The following is a 19,774-nucleotide window of genomic DNA, read 5'->3' as shown; positions in this document are numbered from 1 at the left end:
CGAATAACCGGAAATAACTCCAAAAATTAATACCGCCAAAGGCATTATGATTGAAATAGAAAGAAAATTTTTAGTTAAAGATGATTCGTTTAAAAAAGATGCTTTTACTAAGAATCCTATTGCACAGGGTTATTTGAGCTCGGTTCCGGAACGCACGGTTCGTGTACGAATAAAAGGAAACAAAGGATTTATAACCATCAAAGGAATTTCTAACGAATCCGGTTTGTCGCGTTTTGAATGGGAAAAGGAAATTCCAGTTGAAGAAGCTAAAAGCTTATTGCTTTTATGTGAACAAGGTGTGATTGACAAAACCCGTTTTGAAGTAAAAGTAGGCAATCATGTTTATGAGATTGATGAATTTCATGGCCAAAACGAAGGATTGATTATTGCTGAGATTGAACTTGGCTCTGAAAATGAAACTTTTGAAAAACCAAGTTGGCTTAGTGATGAAGTGACATACGACAAACGTTATTACAATTCCTATTTAAGCAACAATCCATACAAAAACTGGTAATTTAATTACCCAATACTGCTATTGTTACAATCATTCCCCCATCATCATTACGCGAGGCGATATCCTTAAAAGCTCTTTTTGACAAATCTATTTCTCTCGATCTTACAAATGGCCCTCTATCCGTAATTTCTACAATTACTGATTTACCATTAGCTTCATTTGTTATTTTTACTTTTGTACCAAAAGGGAGTTTTTTGTGTGCTGCAGTATATTTATTATTATCAAATTTTTTACCGCTGGTAGTTCTTTTTCCATTAAATTTATCAGCATAATATGATGCATGTACCGCTTTTTTATAGATTTTGAACTTCCCTAAGGAAATAACCAAAGAGTCTAATTTATCATCTTGCTGTTCAACCGCTACTTTACTCTTTTTGAGAGTGTCTTTTTGAATTATAGATTTTTGTTTCTCTGAGATTGTGCTTTGGCTGCTAACTAATCCTATAATTGCAAGCAAAAAAAATAATGTTATTGATTTTTTCATTTATACTTTTTTAAGTTAATCTATTTTACAAAAACCATACCCAGATAAAAAAAGCTCTATTTCTAGAGCTTTAAATGATTTTTAAAACCACATTGACCATGGAATTCTACTTAAAATAAGCACTAAACCTAAACCATAAAAAATAGAAAAAGTTTTAAATTTTGACTCACTAGTTGTTAATTTTTTATGTTTTGACCATCCTATAGTAATTAAAGTAATGGCAATAATATTGATTAATGGGTGTTCTAGAGAAGTTAATCGTAATGCTTTATCTGACATTTGTCCTAATGATGCAAAACCTAATGGAGAAACGAAGTATATAATTAAACCAATTAATAACTGTGTATGAGTACCTATAAGTCCAAATATTGCTATTTTTCTATCCTTTGCAGTAAATTCTTTTTTAGAAGTCATCCCAATAATGGAATTAACAACTGCAACAACTAATAATAAAAGCGCTAAATAAGCCCAACCAGAATGAAATTTTTGAATGAATTCGTACATAAATATTGTTTTTGTTTTTAACAAATATAATAAAAAAAGGCATAAAAAAACCACGTCCTAAAACGTGGTTTGATTTTAAATATTTCTTTTGAAATTATTTACCAAAAATGTATCTAAGTGTAAATTGTGCTTGCCAAACATCAAAAGTAGAAGCATTTTTCTGGAAAGTATCTTTAATTAAAGTTTTTGTTCCAGCAGCATCTGTTTGAGTTGCCAATGTATAAAAAGGTACATTAGCAGTTGTCGTTTTATAACTTAAAACATTCCCGTTTGTTGCAGTAATTCTTTGAGTAACTCCCCAATCTCTATTCAATAAGTTGGTAAAATTTAAGACATCAGCTCTTACTTGGAAGCTATTCTTTTTACCCGCAATTTTAATGAAAAAATCTTGAGTTACAGATAAATCTAATCTATGTAACATTGGTAAAATAGCTCCATTTCTTTCAGTATACTGACCTCTTCTTGAAGAAAGGTATGAATCTTGTTTGATATAAGCTTCAAACGCTTGTTGTTGCTGTGCTTCAGTATAAACTGTTACAACATTTGCTCCATTTACAACATTTGTAACAGATAAAGATTGAAAACGAATTTCATTTGCATTATTTGGAACATACATTAAATCATTTCCATTAACCTGATCTCCATTCATATCTCCACTATAAGCATATGAATAAGCTCCTGATTGTTCGCCAATATATCCAAGATTTACTGAAGTTGCGGCACCTAAATTATTTCCATATTCAATTTTATATCCTAATATACCAACAATTCTGTGTGGTGTATTATTAGAAGATAATGACAAAGGTAAATCGTTATTACCATTTACAGATCTTGCACCAGTCCATGAACCAGAAGCAATAGAACCTGCGGATAATAAATCATTAGCACTTGAATGTGTATAAGCTACTGAACCCCAAAGTCCTTTTTTATATGGATACTCTAATTTGAATGTTGTTGAGTAAAAATATCCTTTATCTGTATTTGTTAATACAACCGCACTTGAAACATTGTCGTTTACACGAACACCATTATCAGTTCTAGCATATCTAGGTCTTGTATCTGGTCCGCTAAAGTTTCCAACTGCAGCTTCAAAATTAGCATTGTAATAATGAATAGCATTAATATTTTGTTGAAAGATACCTTCAATAGTTCCAATGAAACCAAAAGGCAGTTTTTGATCAACAGCTATATTAGTTTTCCAAACTTGTGGGAATTTAAATTTTTTAGCTGTAAAAGCCAATTCAAATGTAGAAGGAAGCGTAGGTGTTGCAGGAATAAAATAATCATTAGGATTAGGCGTAAAACCATATCCACCAGTTCCCACAGCTGCACCACTAACATCAACAAAACCAGTAAGAACACCGTTATTACCAATTGCATTAGACAAGAATACTGATGGAGCTCTTCCAGTAAATACACCACTACCTCCACGAACTTGTGTAGTAGCATCTCCAGCTACATCCAAATTGAAACCTATTCTTGGTTCAAATAGATATTGCGTATTTGGCATTTCACCAGTATTAAACTTTTCACCATTTGCGAAAGTCATTGCTGTAACTTTTGTATTTTCAAGTGCCGTATCAGCAAACCAAACTGCAGATGCACGAAGACCTACTGTTACTCTCAAATTATCACTCACTTTAATTTCATCTTGAGTGTACACATCTATTTTATTAGATTTCAAAATCTGTAACGGTTCTTCAGCTCCTGGTAAAGCAGAGTATCTGAATTGAAAACGTGCTGGTAAAGCAGTAGTTGATGGAGCACCACCTGTATTTGCAGATTGATTAGCAGCAGCGTAAAAATCAGTTAAAGAGTTAAACACATATACTCCATTAGATCCTGAGAAAAACAAGTTACTTGATTTAAAATGCTCAAAATTAGCACCAAACAATAAAGAATGGTTTCCTATTGTTTTTGTCAAATTATCCGTAAAGTGTAGCGTAGAATAAGACAATTTATTTCCTTGGGTAAATGGATCTAAACCTAATGAAATAAACGTATTTGATCCGTTTTTTATATCAATTGTAGGAAACAAACCGCCACCTTGTAAACCTCTATCTTCAATTTGTTTATCATATCCCCCGATGAAGTTGTTGTACCATGAATTACTTAATTTACTGTTCAATTCTACAACAATAGATCTCGTATTATCTTGAATAACATAACCACTGTTTTGGAATGACATTGCAAGGTTACTGGTTCTTCTGTTACCAAATCCTAATGAATTTGAATTAGAAGTCAGCTCGTCAGAATTTGAGTTATGAAAAACATAACGAGCGGTAAGTTTATGATTGTCATTAATATTCCAGTCAATTCTAGCAAGGAATTTTTTTGAAACTTTTGAAGCATCATAATTTTCCCAAGGACCAGTTGTATAATTAAATTTATCTTTAACAAAATTTGATAATGTTTGCATTTCAGCAAATGTTGGTAAAGAAACCTGAGCACTAGGCTGAGTAGAACCAGTAGAAGTCCAAGTTGTAGCTGGACTTGTGTTTTCTATAGTCTCAAAATTCCCAAAGAAGAATAATTTGTCTTTAATAATAGGTGCTCCTATTCTAGCTCCCCAAACTGTTTCATCAAATTTTCCTGGAATGATTACTGTATTCCCTGCCTTAGTCCCGATAAAATCTTTCCTGTTATTACGGAAAGAATTATAAACCGAACCTTCAATTTCATTAGTACCACTTTTAGTTACTGCATTAATTCCAGAACCTAAAAATCCCGATTGACGTACATCATATGGTGCAATATTAACTTGTAATTGTTCGATTGCATCTAAAGAAATTGCAGTTGAACCTGTTCTACCTCCAGCTTGTGAATCACTACCAAGTCCAAAACCATTGTTAAAAGCTGATCCATCAATAGTAAAGTTATTCAATCTTGAATCTTGACCTCCAAAACTACCATTACTTCCTGCGTTAGCATTGTATTTAGTAACAGCGTTTATTGAACGTGCACCTGTAACTGGAACAGCAGTCAATTCTCTGTTAGAAAATTGTTGAGAAGCTCCAGTTCTTCCTTTATTGAAAGTTCCTTTTGATTTTGTAGATACAATCACAACTTCTTTTAGAGCATTAGATTCTTCATCTACAACAACATTAACTATAATATTATTACCTAATGGTGCATTTATTTCAGTAATTTCAGTTGTTTTGTAACCTATAAAAGTTACTTTAACTGTGTAAGGACCACCCGGTCTTATTCCTTGTACAGCATATGCGCCTTTAGAATTTGTAGTTGAAAAATATTTTGTTCCAGTTGGCTTATGTATAACCTCAACTGATGCCCCTGGAAGCAGTTCGCCAGCGCTCGTTTTAACAGAACCAGACATCGCAGAACTAGTAACCTGCGCATGACCAACAGCTGATAAAAAAATAATCAAAATAAAAATAATTTTTTTCATTTTTGTTTTTTGTTTAATTTATTAATATTTAGCAAAATTATAACATTTAAACCGCAAACTGTTACGAAAACGTTAAGAAAATCCACCTAAATCACATTTTTTCGCTTTAAAATGATTAATACAACATAATCGTTAAAAAATAATTTATTTAATCTTTTTTAACAATAATAACTATTCATCTGATAAAAAATATTACAAAAACAATTTACCAAAAAACAGAAATTGTTGCAAAAAAACTCACTATCGTTAAATTATTTGAATAAAAAAGCCTCAATTTTACAAAAAAATTGAGGCTTTTGGAATGTATAAAGTTTAAAATCAACAAAGTGATTTTTTGTAAGCTTGTTAAAAATATAACTTAAAACAAATTTTTATTTATTCGAAAGAAAATGATTCAATAAAAATGAAGTTGAAGAATCGTGATTTTTTACATCTTTAGTATTTATCTCTTCTAAAATTGAATTGGCTAACTGTTTACCTAGTTCAACTCCCCATTGATCATAACTAAAAATATTCCAAATAATTCCTTGAACAAAAATCTTATGCTCATACATTGCAATCAACGAACCCAAGGTTCTCGGAGTCAATTTTTGTATCAAAATAGTATTTGTAGGCTTGTTTCCTGCAAAAACTTTAAACGGCAAAAGAAATGCAGCTTTATCAGATGCAAGTCCTTGTTTATCAAATTCAGCTTGAACTTGGTCTTTTGTTTTTCCGTGTAACAAAGCTTCCGTTTGTGCAAAAAAGTTTGACATCAATTTATCATGATGATCTTCATCACCGTATAATGGTTTTATAAATCCAATAAAATCAGTAGGAATCAATTTAGTACCTTGGTGAATCAATTGAAAAAAAGCATGTTGCGAATTGGTTCCCGGTTCACCCCAAATAATTGTTCCAGTTTCATAATTCACCGGTTTTCCATCACGTCCAACACTTTTTCCGTTACTTTCCATTGTTCCTTGCTGTAAGTAAGGCGCCAATTTTTGTAAATATTGCGTGTACGGAATCAAGGCTTCACTCTCTGCTCCAAAGAAATTATTATACCAAACACTCAACAAAGCTAAAATAACAGGAATGTTTTTATCAAAATCAGTCGTTTTGAAATGATCATCCATTTCATTGGCACCGCCTAATAACCCGTCAAAATTTTCGAATCCTACCGCTAAACTTATTGAAAGTCCCACAGCACTCCATAGAGAAAAACGACCTCCAACCCAATCCCACATAGGGAATACATTATCCGGATTTATACCAAATTCCGTTACTTTGGCGATATTTGTCGAGACAGCCACAAAATGTTTGGCTACATCTTCTTGTTTTGCTGATTGCAAAAACCATTTTCTGATTGTTTCAGAATTGGTCAATGTTTCCTGTGTGGTAAATGTTTTAGAAACAATAACAAAAAGGGTAGTTTCCGGATTTAATTTTTTAATGATTTCGTTTACATGATCTCCATCAACATTCGATACAAAATGAACGTTCAAATGATTCTTATAAAATTGCAATGCTTCTACAGCCATTGCAGGACCTAAGTCTGAACCACCAATTCCTATATTTACAATATCCGTAAAGGGTTTTCCTGTAAAACCGGTTCTTTGACCAGATGTTACTTCATTAGTAAATGCTTTTATTTTATTTTTGACTTCATAAACTTCAGGAACCACATTTTGTCCTTCTACATTTATAACTGCTGTTTCTTTAGCTCTTAAAGCAGTATGCAATACCGCTCTATTTTCAGTTTGATTGATAATACCTCCTTCAAAATAGTCAGAGATAGCATTTTTAAGTCCTGTTTCTTCTACCAACTCAAGTAATAAATCAAGAGTTTCCTGATTAATAATGTTTTTTGAATAATCAAGTAAAAAATCATTCCACCTCAGGTTAAACTTTTCTGTTCTTGAATCATCTGAATGAAACATTTCTTTCATGGAAGCTTTTTGCATTTCACTATAATGCTGTTGCAGTTTCTTCCAAGCTACTGTTTCGGTTGGGTTTATTGTATTTAAAGCCATTTATTTTTGGATTGTAGTTTTATTTAATTTTTGACAAAAATACTGAAATTAGTTTTAACCGTAAATGTGTTTACAATTATATAACAATTTATGGATAAATTGCCAAAATAGTGAAATTCAAAATTGGTATAAAAACAATTCTGAATTTGAATGAAATAGTTTTAATAGTCAAATTATAAATTTGCAACACTGTCTAATTCCCATTTCAAAGGAGTTATTACTTTAATGAATCGATCTTTATTTCTGCCACTCATAGGTTCTCCAGTAGGTAATTTGAGTTTTAAGGCATCTACCTGAACTCCATTTTTCCAAAATCGATAACAAACGTGAGGACCTGTTGCAAGACCTGTACTTCCCACTAAACCGATAACTTGTCCTTGATTTACATGTTGTCCACGACGAACTAAAATCCTTGACATGTGCAAATATTGAGTAGAATAGGTTCCATTATGTTTTACTTTTACAAAGTTTCCGTTTCCAGCTGTAAAACCAGTTTGCTCAATAATTCCAGCTGCAGTAGTTGTAATAGGGGTTCCGTATGGTGCTGCATAATCAGTCCCTTTATGGGCTTTCCAGATTTGTTGCACAGGATGAAAGCGATTCGTTGAAAATCGCGAGGAAATTCTACTAAATTTAATGGGTGTTTTAAGAAAGAAATTTTTCAGTGTCTTTCCTTCTTCGTCATAGTATTCAATTTTGTTCGAGGATGGATTTTGAGCATAAGGAAATGCATATATAATTTTGCCTTTATATTCAAAAAAGGCAGCTTTAAGACTGTCAACTCCATCATAAACAGAGTCATTTATATATCTTTCAGTAAAAGTAATGGCGAATCGATCTCCTTTTTTAAGTTTAAAAAAGTCAATGGACCAAGCATAAATTTTAGAAATTTTACTTGCCAAAGCGCCTTCTACTTTTGCACTTTCAAGAGTTTCTGACAATGACCCCTTCAACAGTCCACCTATTGTTCTGGTCTTAATCGTTACGGGTCTTGTCTTTTTATAAACAACAACGGTTGTATCTCGCAAATCAACAACATAATAGGTTAATGCATCCGGCTGATAAATAAAAACTTGTAAATTGTTTGTTTTGTTTTTGGATCTAAGCAGCGTATACGGTTTGTTGATTCTAATTATCCTAACATCAAATGTATCTCTTACTTTTTCAATGATATCATAAACTTTCTTTGTACCAATGTTTTGATTTTCGATAATCGTACCAAAAGTATCGCCTTTTTTGACGGTATCATGAATCACATTAAAATCAGAGTATTTAAACCCAAACTCTACTTTTTTAACTACTGGTTTTACAATTTCTTCGTCTATTGTATCATTCGATTTATTGCAAGAAACCAAAGAAAACAATACTATAATTGCTATTAATACTTGTTTCAAACTATATTATTTTTGTATTCTAATTATTTTTATTCCCCCCAGTGCGCTAGCTCATCCTTTGTCCATAATTCAGGAAAAAATATTCTGCGTTGGTATTTTGGATGCATGTATTTTCTCCAGTCACTTCCACCGGTAGCCTCGCCATCGCCTTTTCCGCTATGATCAATATATTTTATCGCTACATTTAAATGCTGCATTACCCAAGTAATATTTACAGTATGATCATAATGGCGCATCGCTTTAATTAACTCTGGATTTTTTTGATCTGCATCAGGAAGTTGCTTGAATTTTTGCCATATGTTTATAGTCTTGTATTCCTCCATGTGGTTTAAGAACATTCCTTTGTATTTTCTTTCAAATTCCTCTAAAAGAAATGATTTTTTCCCTGTTTGGTAATCTTTTCCTGCAGCTTGCCAATACAAATGTTCGAATGTAAATTCAAAAGAAGCATTCTTATCAATTGAACTTCTATAACGGTAATCAATAAGATTTATTAAATCAGTAGAACAAAACTCTATTAATCTATATTGGGCACTTTGAAAACCACTTGCCGGGGTAAGTGTGTTTCTAAATTTCATGTATTGATCTACTTCCATTCCGTCTTCCATAATTCCGAAAGAAGTTGTCAGCATATCAAAATAGCGACTGATCCTCATTAACCTTTCAGTGAAGAAATCTGCTTTAATATCTTCACAATAAGAAATTTGGTTCATTTCCCATAAAATCATCTTGAAAATCAATTCATTGACTTGATGATACATGATAAAAACCATTTCATCGGGAAGTATTGTTCTTTGAATTTGAAGATTTAATAATGCATCGGTTTGAATATAATCCCAATAAGTAATTGGCTTAGACCAAAGTAATCCTTCTAAATGCGTTTCGGTTTTCTGGTCTATTGCTTGGTATTTTAGCTCAATTTCTTTTAAAATTGCTTCAGAATTATTATTCTCCATTATTATTTTTTATTTTAAACTGATTCTTCAATCCCCTAAATTCATCTAAATCTGCTTTGATTGATCCTACAGCCAAACTTGCTTTAATTCGCAAGGGTATTTTATTATCATCATCTGAAATCCAAACAGTTAAACTTTCCTGTTCTTTAAAAACACGACCAGATTGTACTAAAGGTCTAAACACCATAGCAGAAACAACGCCAAATTTAGTTGTAATATCTTCACGCCCTATAAATTTCATCTTAAACTTTGTAGATTCATCATCAAAGAACATGTCTATCGCTATTGATTCTCCTACTTTAATTTTATCAATACTCGGGTAATTTCTTAAATAATAAAAAGTAGACAAAATGTCTTGTGTGTTCTTAGGAATTACAATTGTTTTCTCGTTTTTGTGTTTGTAATCTTTTACAAGAATTTTATTAGTAGTTTGATTGAAAAACCCTTCTTGATTTTTAGTGTAGCCGCCTTCGTTGATCTTTCTTACAAATTGATATGGGTTTCTGGTTTCCTTATCGATATAACTTTCGTATAAATCATCAACTTTAAAGAAGAAACGTGACATTCCTGTTGTGTATCCTTTCCCAATTACACGAAAAATTTTCTTATTGTTTACAACTGCGTCTTTGACTTCAAGCGTAGCGTATCCGGCATTCACTATGCCATAATGAATTCGAAATTTAAAATACTCGCCCACATCATAAGCATCTTCTTTTTGAGAATCAAAACTTACTGTGGTTATAAATAGGATGAATAGTATTATTTTTTTCATTGCTTTTTGTCAATTTATTGACCGTAACTGCAAATTTTGTTCCAAATATATTAAAACAAAAAAACTCAGTCAAATAATGACTGAGTTTTTATGCTATTAACTAACCAAAAAACTATAAATTATGAAATTTATATCAATAATAGGAAGGAAACCACCCCTTCCTGTTTTGCGAGTGCAAAGCTAATTAATAAAACTAGTTTATAAAGTCAAAAAATGAAATTTAACACAACATTTACAAAAAAACAGCTCGTTTACTAACTATTTTTTAACATAACCTAAAAATAACAAGCTTTTACAGCGTTCCTCGCAATGCTTGTTCTCTTTCTATTGATTCGAAAAGTGCTTTAAAGTTACCCGCGCCAAAACCTTTAGCTCCCATTCTTTGTATTATTTCAAAAAACAACGTTGGTCGGTCTTGTACCGGTTTTGTAAATATTTGTAATAAATACCCTTCCTCATCCGCATCGACCATAATGGCTAGCTTTTCGATCTCATTTAAATCCTCTTTCATCATTTTCATGTGTTCTCCCAATCGCTCTGGAATTGCCTCATAATAAGTATTCGGAGGAGCTGATAAAAACTCGACTCCTCTTGCTTTCAACTGAGAGACCGTTTTAATAATATCATCTGTTGCAATGGCGATATGCTGAATTCCAGGTCCGCCATAAAAATCTAAATATTCCTCAATTTGTGATTTTTTCTTTCCCTCGGCAGGTTCGTTGATTGGGAATTTAATTCTTCCGTTTCCATTAGACATTACCTTACTCATCAAGGCCGAATATTCAGTATTAATTTGTTTGTCATCAAAAGAAAGGAAATTCACAAATCCCATTACTTCTTCATAGAACTTAACCCAGGTATTCATTTCATTCCAACCTACATTACCCACCATATGGTCTATATATTTTAATCCTGTTGGTTCCGGATTGTAATCGGATTTCCATTCCTTATATCCTGGAAGGAAAACACCATTATAATTTTTGCGTTCTACAAAAATATGAACGGTTTCTCCGTACGTATAAATTCCGGAGCGTATTACTTCACCAAATTCGTCTTTCTCAACTGTTGGCTCCATAAAAGAGCGTGCTCCACGTTTCATAGTTTCTTCGTAAGCGCTTGTTGCATCTTCTACCCAAAGCGCAGCAACTTTTACCCCGTCTCCATGTTTTCTTAAATGGTCGTGTATGGGAGAATCTTGCGTTAATGGCGTGGTCAATACGATGCAAATCTTATCTTGTTTTAACACATAAGATGTTCTGTCTCGCACCCCAGTTTCCAATCCTGCATACGCCAGTGATTGGTAACCAAAAGCTGTTTTATAATAATGTGCAGATTGTTTTGCATTTCCTACGTAGAACTCTACATAATCGGTTCCTAACAAAGGAAGGAAATCTTGCGCTCCTTCAAATATTTTTTCTAGTCCGTATTCTACTGATTTTACTTCTTTGCTCATTGTAATTTATTTTTTGATTCGGTACTTCTAGTTTTGGAACGCGGATGACGCGGATAAAACAGATGTACACGGATTTATTAATTTTAAAAAAAAGTTGTTATTTACTCTAAAGCCCTAGCCCTGATATAAGCGAAAATCCTTTTTTGAGGTTTTTTTACCGAAAAAAAGATTACTTCACTTTGTTTATATTTTTATTGGAGTTCAGTAACTTTCGTTTGCAACGAATAGCAGGAAATAGCTCCTCCCTTCGACTGCGCCCAGGATGACGTTATTCTACCCAAGATTTATAATACTGTCCATCGTCAAGTCCCATCGCTTCTTCGGTTACCATTAACGGGCGAAACGTATCGACCATAACCGCTAATTCGTGCGTTATGGTTTGACCAATGCTGCGCTCCATGGCTCCTGGCGCTGGTCCGTGAGGAATCCCTTTTGGGTGTAATGTGATATGACCTTGCTCAATATTATTTCGGCTCATGAAATCGCCGTCTACATAATACAAAACCTCATCGCTGTCGATGTTGCTATGATTATAAGGCGCAGGAATGGCTTTTGGATGGTAATCATACAATCGTGGAACGAAAGAACAAACCACAAAAGTCGAAGTTTCAAAAGTTTGATGCACTGGCGGCGGCTGATGCACACGACCTGTTATAGGTTCGAAATTGTGAATACTGAATCCGTAAGGAAAATTATAGCCGTCCCAACCCACAACATCAAAAGGGTGTGTTGCGTAAACGACTTCATGAATCATGCCTTCTTTTTTGATTTTGATAAGAAAGTCACCTTTGTCATCATGCGTCTCTAACTCGTTTGGTAAAATAAAATCACGCTCACAAAACGGCGAATGTTCTAAGTGCTGACCCGATTCGTTTTTATAGCGTTTTGGAGTATAAAATGGTGCAAATGATTCGACATAAAACAATCTGTTTTCTAAAGTATCAAAATCTATTTGATAAATCATTCCGCGTGGAATAATAAGATAATCACCATATTTAAAAGGAATATTACCCATCATGGTTCGTAACTTTCCTTTCCCTTTGTGAATGAAAATCATTTCATCGGCATCGGCATTTTTATAGAAATACGTTCGCAAGGATTGTTTTGGCGCAGCTAATCCTATAGTACAATCTTTATTGACCAGCATGGCTTTGCGACTGTCCAAAAAATCATCTTCAGGTTTTAACTCAAACCCTTTTAACAATAAGGATTTTATGTTTTTTCCAATGGCGATTTTAGGTTCGACAGAGTAAGAATTAAGAATTTCCTTTATCTGTGTTGGCCTGTGAACATGATATAATAATGACGAATGGCCATGAAAACCCTCGGTTCCAAAAAGTTGTTCGTAGTACAAACCACCGTTTGGTTTTTCGAATTGTGTGTGTCTCTTTTGGGGAAAACTTCCCAATTTATGATATAAAGGCATGGTTTTTTTGTTTAAAAGTGTAACAATTTAAAGTTGAGATTACTTTATAATATGCTATGTTAAATCAAAAAAAAGGGCGCTTACTCAGGATTTCTCTTGATAAGGAATTGAAGATACTCTAATAAACCTAGCCATTTTGTCTCCATAACAACAAATATCGGAATTATTATTGAAATAAATTACAATTAAAATAAAAATCCGACACTAAACCAAGTATATCCTTTTGGATTTTCAGGAGACCAGGAATATTTTATTTCTATGGGACCAATTACCGTTTCCAGACCATAGCCTACTGCATATCCTGAATACTTAGGAACCGAAATCCAATTGACTGATTCAAAAATTTTATCTCCAATATTGGCAAAATTTGCCGAAAAGTTAATATGGTTATTTTTGTAAAACTCATAATCAATAGTTCCGGTTGATTTTATATAACTATTGGCAGCTACACTTAAAAAATCATACCCATAGAAATACTTAAAATTATTTATGGGGGCATAACCATAACCTCCTACAACAAAATTAAAAAAGGAAACACTTTCATTGCCAAAGGAGAAACCAGCATCCGTTTGAATCTTAATTGTTGCGTTTTTAAAAATTGTTGTGGCTATTCCAAAATCCGCTTTAGCTATAGAGAATGGTTTAAAGTCTCCAGTATAATTTGACGAAAGTAAATACGATTGAATATCTCCTGAAAAATACCATCCTTTTTTAGGGAAATATTTATTGTCAAAGGAATCATATTTTGCATATCCAAAAACACTTAAATAATTACTATTATCAATTATTGGATCTACATTAGCCAACGTTTCTGATTTTATTTTTAAAAATTTAAACTCAACACCAGCTCCAACCAAAAATTTTTGAACAAATAACGATTGGAAATAAGCTTGATTGGTCAAATCTGTAAAATCAACATTGATTGAATTCACATTACTTAAATTCAAATTACTAATTTCTTTAGCGACATTTCTATTAAACTGATTGAATTGGGATTTAAAACCAAAACTTAAATTAAATCCATTTTCAATATAATAATCTAAATTATATCGGGTATTATCTCCCAAAACAATATCAAGTGAAGCTATATCATTTTTAAAAAGTGTTTTTTTACGGGTTAGATTAACCAAAACACCACTTTTAAACAAACTGTCATAATGCAATCCAAATTTCAAATAGGTCTTTGTAGGATTTTCCTTTAAAGTCATATTTAAGTCGTCTCGTTCATTATTTGCATCTAACGAATAGGATATTGTACTAAAGTTTTGAGTTGCATTGATATTATTAATTCCTTTCAATAAATCATTGTAAGTAGTTTTAACACCTGGCTTAAATCTTAATTTCCCAACAACATAATCTTTTGTGTAATTATCCAGTTCATTGCAGTTTATATTTTTAATTTGCAAACTGTCTGTAACAATTTTTAATGCGGGTTTGTTGTATGGGTTTGTTTCATCAACCAATAGTTTAAGTTTTTCAAAAACAGAGAAAGTTGCTTCTTCTCCTTTTCTAACAATTTCTTTTCCTTTATCGAATGAAATAACACCGTAGTTTTTGATGTCTGGTTTTATATAGATGTCCGTTTCTTTTACATTTTTCTTCATTCTTTCTATAGATTGAAGATTGGTGATTTGAACCAGAATCCTTGTTGCGTTTTTCAGTTGCGTTCTATCTAATAAATCATCCTGAACATCAACACCTATTATTATATCTGCACCAAGTTTTCGCACCTCTTCGATGGGATAATTATTAGCAACACCACCATCAACCAGTAATTTTCCATCAATTTCTACCGGTGAAAATAACGATGGAAACGCGGAACTGGCAATCATAGCCTGAGCTAAATTCCCTTTATTTAATAAAACCTGTTCCCCTGTTTCTATATTGGTTCCAATACATAAAAAAGGAGTGGGAAGTTTATTAAAATCCTTTATATGCCTAACGTTTCTAGTAATTCTACTCAATAAATTATAATTGTACATTCCTTTTGACAGTGCTTCAGGAATTCCAATTTTTAAATTATTAAATGGCAAAACCAACGCATATAATTCGTCATTTCTTTTTTCATAAAAATTTTTGGAAGATCTGGGAATAAAATCGTTTAATAACTCATCAAAATTTGTTGATTGAAAAATCGAATCAATCTGGCTCGCATTGTATCCCGAGGCATAAAGTCCGCCTATAACCGCTCCCATACTAGTCCCACCAATGTAATCAATTTTGACACCAGCTTCTTCAAGAACTTTCAAAACACCAATATGAGCAAATCCTTTTGCTCCCCCACCACTTAAGACCAACCCCACTTTTGGCTTGTGCTGCTCCTGCGAAAACATAATTAAACCAGTACAAAAAACAATGAATAAAAGCGCAATTTTCTTCATAAGCAGCAATTTGGGTGCAATAGAATTTAGTAGTATTCAATTATCATTCGCCTAAAATTCAATAATTGAAATTAATCATCCATTTGAATTCTTGTAAAATTCGACAATTTTTTTGGCTTTTGATATGCCTATAACATCAGAAATTTCTTTTTCTGTCGCTAATTTCAATCTTTTAACACTTTTAAAGTGCTGAATCAAAGTTAACATCGTTTTTTCCCCAATGCCAGGTATGCTTTCAATAGAAGAATTTAGCGCCGCTTTACTCCTCTTATCTCTGTGATGCGTAATCCCAAATCGATGCGCTTCGTTGCGCAATTGCTGGATTACTTTCAAGGTTTCTGATTTTTTGTCTAAATAAAGCGGAATAGAATCTCCAGGATAAAAAAGCTCTTCCAGTCTTTTGGCAATTCCAATAATGGCAATTTTTCCCCGTAAACCTAATTCATCAATACTTTTCAATGCCGATGATAGTTGTCCTTTCCCACCATCAATAATGATTAAATTTGGTAGCGGCTCATTTTCATCCAGCAATCGTTTGTATCTTCTATAAACTACTTCGGTCATCGAAGCAAAATCATCTGGTCCTTCGACCGTTTTTATATTAAAATGGCGGTAATCCTTTTTGCTGGGTTTCCCGTCCTTGAAAACCACACAAGCAGCCACAGGATTTGTCCCTTGAATATTCGAATTATCAAAACATTCAATGTGTCTTGGCTCCACCGGTAATCTCAAATCTTTTTGCATTTGTGCCATAATCCTTTTTGTATGACGATCCGGATCTACAATTTGCAGTTGTTTCAATTGTTCTATTCGGTAAAACTTAGCATTTCGAATCGATAAATCCAAAATTTGCTTTTTGTCTCCCAATTGAGGAACCGTGATTTTGATGTTTTCACCCAAGTCAACGTGAAACGGAACGATAACTTCTCTGGACAACAATTGAAAACGTTCTCTCAATTCGATAATCGCTAATTCTAATAATTCTTCGTCAGTTTCGTCGAGTTTCTTTTTGATTTCCATCGTATGCGAACGAATAATCGAACCGTGAGAAATTTGAAGAAAGTTTACATAGGCCGCACTTTCATCCGAAACAATCGAAAAGACATCGATGTTGGTGATTTTTGGGTTTACAATAGTTGAACGCGATTGGTAATTTTCCAACACTTCTATTTTCTCTTTGATTTTTTGCGCTTCTTCGAAATGCATTTCTGCAGCCAGATTAGTCATAACCCGTTTGAAATCCTTCATACTTTCCTTGAAATTTCCTTTCAAAATTTCTCGAATGGCATCAACTTGCTTTTGATAATTCTCTAAAGTTTCATACCCTTCACAAGGTCCCATGCAATTCCCAATATGATATTCAAGGCAAACCTTGAATTTACCGCTATCAATATTACTTTTACTCAAATCATAATTACAAGTTCTAAGCGGATATAATTCTTTAATCAGTTCTAAAATAGTGCTCACAGTTTTAAAACTCGTATAGGGTCCAAAATATTCCGAACCATCTTTTACCATTCTTCTAGTGGCAAATATCCGCGAAAAAGGTTCTTTCTTGATACACAACCAAGGGTAACTTTTGTCGTCTCGAAGTAACACATTATAGCGTGGCTGCAAAGTTTTTATAAGATTATTTTCCAATAAAAGCGCATCGGTTTCCGTAGGGACTACAATGTGTTTTATGGTCACAATTTTCTTAACCAATACATTCGTTTTGGCCGTATCATGAATTTTATTAAAATAGGAAGAAACCCTTTTTTTCAAATTTTTGGCTTTGCCTACATACAAAATTTTCCCTTCCTTATCATAATATTGATATACACCGGGATTATCAGGCAAAGTCTGTATTTGTAGGGCTAAAGATGTTGGATTCATGTAACAAAGTTAATCTCAAAAATCCCGAAATACAAATCAATACTCTTGAAATCTTTCTGATAAAAATTTTATCAGAATTTTACTTTCGAATTGGTTATTATCCTTATTTTTATCTTTTCAAGAACTTATGATAAAAAATAATTCCGCCCCAATAGTAATTTTTGGCGAAAGCATTATCCCTGGCGAAAGCAAAACCATCAATGTGGAAATTGCCCGACTACACACTACAACAAAATTAAACATTCCTGTTATTGTTCGTCGTTCTAAAATAGATGGTCCAGTTGTACTTTTTTCAGCAGGAATTCACGGCGATGAAATTAATGGTGTCGAAATCGTTCGGCAACTTATCAGCAAGAAAATAAACCGACCAAAAAAAGGTACAATCATTTGTATTCCTATCATAAATGTATATGGATTTGTCAATAAATCCAGAGAATTTCCGGATGGCAGAGATTTAAACCGAGTATTTCCAGGAAGCAAAACCGGTTCTCTGGCTAGTCGATTTGCTTTTCATATTTTGACTGAAATCATGCCCGTTGTAAATTACGCAGTAGATTTTCATGCCGGCGGAGCCAGTCGTTTCAATGCACCACAAATTAGACTTACCCAAAACAATGAAGCATTAAAAATACTGGCCGATGTATTCAATGCACCATTTACTTTATATTCTAAAAATATTTCGGGATCTTTCAGGAGTTCCAGCGAAAAAATGAATGTAAAAATGCTGCTTTTTGAGGGCGGAAAATCCCTAGATATCAATAATAACGTTGCTGAGGAAGGCGTAAATGGAGCAAAACGCCTATTGTCACATCTTGGTATGTTACATCCAAAACATACCCTAATCAAGCCAAAAGCTCCTTCGATTTATATCGAAAAATCCGGTTGGATTAGAGCCAAATGTTCTGGATTATTGCACGATTACGATACAATTGGGAAATTTATAAAAAAAGGAACTATTCTTGCCACCATTACAGATCCGTACGGAAAGTTTGAGCGAAAAGTTAAAGCACCAAATGACGGTTACGTAATCAATGCCAATCATTCGCCTATTGTATATGAGGGCGATGCTATTTACCACATGTCAAACACTAATGAAGAAGATGAAGAATAAAAAAGAAATAAGAATAAAATACAAAGCCTTACGAAATTCACTTTCTGAAAATGAATTGGAAGAAATGAGTTTGGCTATTGCCAATAAAGTATTGACACTTCCTATTTGGGAGAAAGCCTATTTTCATATTTTCCTTCCCATTACGGAACAACATGAAGTAAATACTGAATTTATTCTGCATTTATTATCCGGAAAAGACAAGGAAATTATTCTATCGAAAAGTGATTTTTCGACCCGAAACATGACTCATTTCCTGCTGACCGACAATACTAAAATCAAGAAAAACGAATACAATATTCCCGAGCCTATTGATGGGATTGAAGTTCCAGCACATAAAATTGATGTCGTTTTTGTACCGCTTTTGGCTTTCGATAAAAAAGGAAATCGTGTGGGTTACGGTAAAGGATTTTACGATAAATTCTTGTCTGAATGTAAACCAGATGTAATCAAAATTGGGCTTTCTTTCTTTGATCCCGAAGAATTGATTACCGATGTTTTTGAAGGTGACGTGAAACTTGATTATTGCGTGACACCAAATTTAATTCACTCTTTTTAATTTTGAAAGCGTACTTTCGTAAACAAAGCCCAATTGAAGCTATGAAAAAAATTCAGTTCTTAAGATTTGCAACAATTATTTTAATTGCTGTATTTGCCCTTTCACTGTCTAACTGTGCGGTTAGAGTAGGAACAAACTCGAACAGAACCTCTTATAAAACTAAAAAAATTCCACCAGGTCAAGCTAAAAAAATATATGGTGGAAAAAGCGCTAAACGCTACGCCCCAGGACAAAACAAATAAATCCAATAAAAGAAAAAGACCTATTCAAAATTATGAAATAGGTCTTTTTTATTTTATAAAATAGTGATTTAAAAATTTAGTTCGTTTGATGATGAAATGCTTTTTTATTGAAAAAAATCAAAATCCCAACTCCCGTAGAAATCGCCATATCGGCAACATTAAAAATAGCGTTGAAAAAGGTAAATTCTTTTCCGCCCCAAATTGGCACCCAGTTAGGCAAAAATCCATGCCAAAAAGGAAAATAAAACATATCGACAACTTGACCATGAAACCAAGTTCCATAAGGTTTATCTGTAAACAAAGTAGCTAATTGCTGGTGACTGTCGTCAAAAATAACTCCGTAGAAAACAGAATCTATGATGTTCCCAAATGCACCTGCAAGAATTAATGCAATGGCAACAATTAAGTAATTTGAGCTGTGTTTTCTCTCAACAGAATCCCACAACCAATAGCCAATTCCACCAACGGCAACCAATCTAAAAAGTGTCAAAAATAATTTCCCATAAGCTCCCGGGATTTTAGTTCCCCAAGCCATTCCTTCATTTTCGATAAAAAGAATTTTGAACCATTTGAATACTTCAACTTCTTCGCCTAAAATAAAATTAGTTTTGATGTATATTTTTGAAACTTGATCAACAAGTAATAGGATAAAAATAAGGAGATACGCTTTTCGTAATGACAT

16 protein-coding genes are annotated in these 19,774 nt (G+C 33.1%); 4 read left to right on the top strand and 12 right to left on the bottom strand.

The window, feature by feature from the left end:
* Positions 1-46: 46 nt before the first annotated feature.
* Positions 47-514, top strand: coding sequence for a CYTH domain-containing protein (locus tag T410_RS05385; RefSeq protein ID WP_035669254.1), 468 nt, complete (start codon positions 47-49; stop codon positions 512-514).
* Between the two features lies 1 nt (position 515).
* On the opposite strand, the gene T410_RS05380 is transcribed toward T410_RS05385, so the two are convergent.
* From T410_RS05380 to uvrC, 11 genes are all read right to left on the bottom strand, one after another.
* Positions 516-998, bottom strand: coding sequence for a septal ring lytic transglycosylase RlpA family protein (locus T410_RS05380; RefSeq protein ID WP_035669253.1), 483 nt, complete (start codon positions 996-998; stop codon positions 516-518).
* 81 nt (positions 999-1,079) lie between these two features.
* The gene (locus T410_RS05375; RefSeq protein ID WP_035669251.1) at positions 1,080-1,502 is read right to left on the bottom strand and encodes a hypothetical protein; all 423 of its coding nucleotides are present in this window, start codon (positions 1,500-1,502) and stop codon (positions 1,080-1,082) included.
* A gap of 94 nt (positions 1,503-1,596) precedes the next feature.
* Positions 1,597-4,911 carry a TonB-dependent receptor gene (locus T410_RS05370; protein ID WP_035669248.1) on the bottom strand — a complete coding sequence of 1,105 codons (3,315 nt, stop codon included), beginning with the start codon at positions 4,909-4,911 and terminating at the stop codon, positions 1,597-1,599.
* Between the two features lie 371 nt (positions 4,912-5,282).
* The gene (pgi, locus tag T410_RS05365) at positions 5,283-6,926 is read right to left on the bottom strand and encodes a glucose-6-phosphate isomerase (RefSeq protein ID WP_035669247.1); all 1,644 of its coding nucleotides are present in this window, start codon (positions 6,924-6,926) and stop codon (positions 5,283-5,285) included.
* 173 nt (positions 6,927-7,099) lie between these two features.
* Positions 7,100-8,320 (bottom strand): peptidoglycan DD-metalloendopeptidase family protein, encoded by a 1,221-nt coding sequence (locus tag T410_RS05360; RefSeq protein WP_035669246.1) that lies wholly within the window; start codon positions 8,318-8,320, stop codon positions 7,100-7,102.
* A gap of 29 nt (positions 8,321-8,349) precedes the next feature.
* Positions 8,350-9,276, bottom strand: a complete 927-nt coding sequence (locus T410_RS05355; RefSeq protein ID WP_035669244.1) for a tryptophan 2,3-dioxygenase family protein — start codon at positions 9,274-9,276, stop codon at positions 8,350-8,352.
* Complete coding sequence (locus tag T410_RS05350; RefSeq protein WP_035669242.1) at positions 9,266-10,048, bottom strand: DUF3108 domain-containing protein; 783 nt, start codon at positions 10,046-10,048, stop codon at positions 9,266-9,268. The genes T410_RS05355 and T410_RS05350 overlap by 11 nt, the downstream gene beginning before the upstream one ends.
* A gap of 292 nt (positions 10,049-10,340) precedes the next feature.
* The gene (gene hppD / locus T410_RS05345; RefSeq protein ID WP_035669240.1) at positions 10,341-11,501 is read right to left on the bottom strand and encodes a 4-hydroxyphenylpyruvate dioxygenase; all 1,161 of its coding nucleotides are present in this window, start codon (positions 11,499-11,501) and stop codon (positions 10,341-10,343) included.
* A 268-nt stretch (positions 11,502-11,769) separates the two neighbouring features.
* Complete coding sequence (locus T410_RS05340; protein ID WP_035669238.1) at positions 11,770-12,927, bottom strand: homogentisate 1,2-dioxygenase; 1,158 nt, start codon at positions 12,925-12,927, stop codon at positions 11,770-11,772.
* A gap of 185 nt (positions 12,928-13,112) precedes the next feature.
* The gene (locus T410_RS05335; protein WP_035669237.1) at positions 13,113-15,308 is read right to left on the bottom strand and encodes a patatin-like phospholipase family protein; all 2,196 of its coding nucleotides are present in this window, start codon (positions 15,306-15,308) and stop codon (positions 13,113-13,115) included.
* Positions 15,309-15,383: 75 nt separating this feature from the next.
* Positions 15,384-17,183: an excinuclease ABC subunit UvrC gene (gene uvrC, locus T410_RS05330; protein ID WP_035669236.1), complete on the bottom strand. Its 1,800-nt coding sequence runs from the start codon at positions 17,181-17,183 to the stop codon at positions 15,384-15,386.
* 127 nt (positions 17,184-17,310) lie between these two features.
* Between uvrC and T410_RS05325 the strand changes: the two genes are divergently transcribed.
* The 3 genes from T410_RS05325 to T410_RS05315 are packed head-to-tail and all read left to right on the top strand — an operon-like array spanning position 17,311 to position 19,092.
* Positions 17,311-18,294, top strand: coding sequence for a succinylglutamate desuccinylase/aspartoacylase family protein (locus T410_RS05325; protein ID WP_081897809.1), 984 nt, complete (start codon positions 17,311-17,313; stop codon positions 18,292-18,294).
* Positions 18,284-18,850 (top strand): 5-formyltetrahydrofolate cyclo-ligase, encoded by a 567-nt coding sequence (locus T410_RS05320; RefSeq protein ID WP_035669234.1) that lies wholly within the window; start codon positions 18,284-18,286, stop codon positions 18,848-18,850. Before T410_RS05325 ends, T410_RS05320 begins: the two co-directional genes overlap by 11 nt.
* Positions 18,851-18,891: 41 nt before the next feature.
* The gene (locus T410_RS05315; RefSeq protein ID WP_035674137.1) at positions 18,892-19,092 is read left to right on the top strand and encodes a hypothetical protein; all 201 of its coding nucleotides are present in this window, start codon (positions 18,892-18,894) and stop codon (positions 19,090-19,092) included.
* Between the two features lie 76 nt (positions 19,093-19,168).
* Here the strand turns inward: T410_RS05315 and T410_RS05310 are convergent, their stop codons facing one another.
* Positions 19,169-19,774, bottom strand: a complete 606-nt coding sequence (locus T410_RS05310; RefSeq protein WP_035669233.1) for a lipoprotein signal peptidase — start codon at positions 19,772-19,774, stop codon at positions 19,169-19,171.

Origin of the sequence: Flavobacterium sp. 83 (genome assembly GCF_000744835.1) — a bacterium.
Classification (GTDB): Bacteria; Bacteroidota; Bacteroidia; order Flavobacteriales; family Flavobacteriaceae; genus Flavobacterium.
This window is presented reverse-complemented; position numbering and strand designations above follow the sequence as displayed.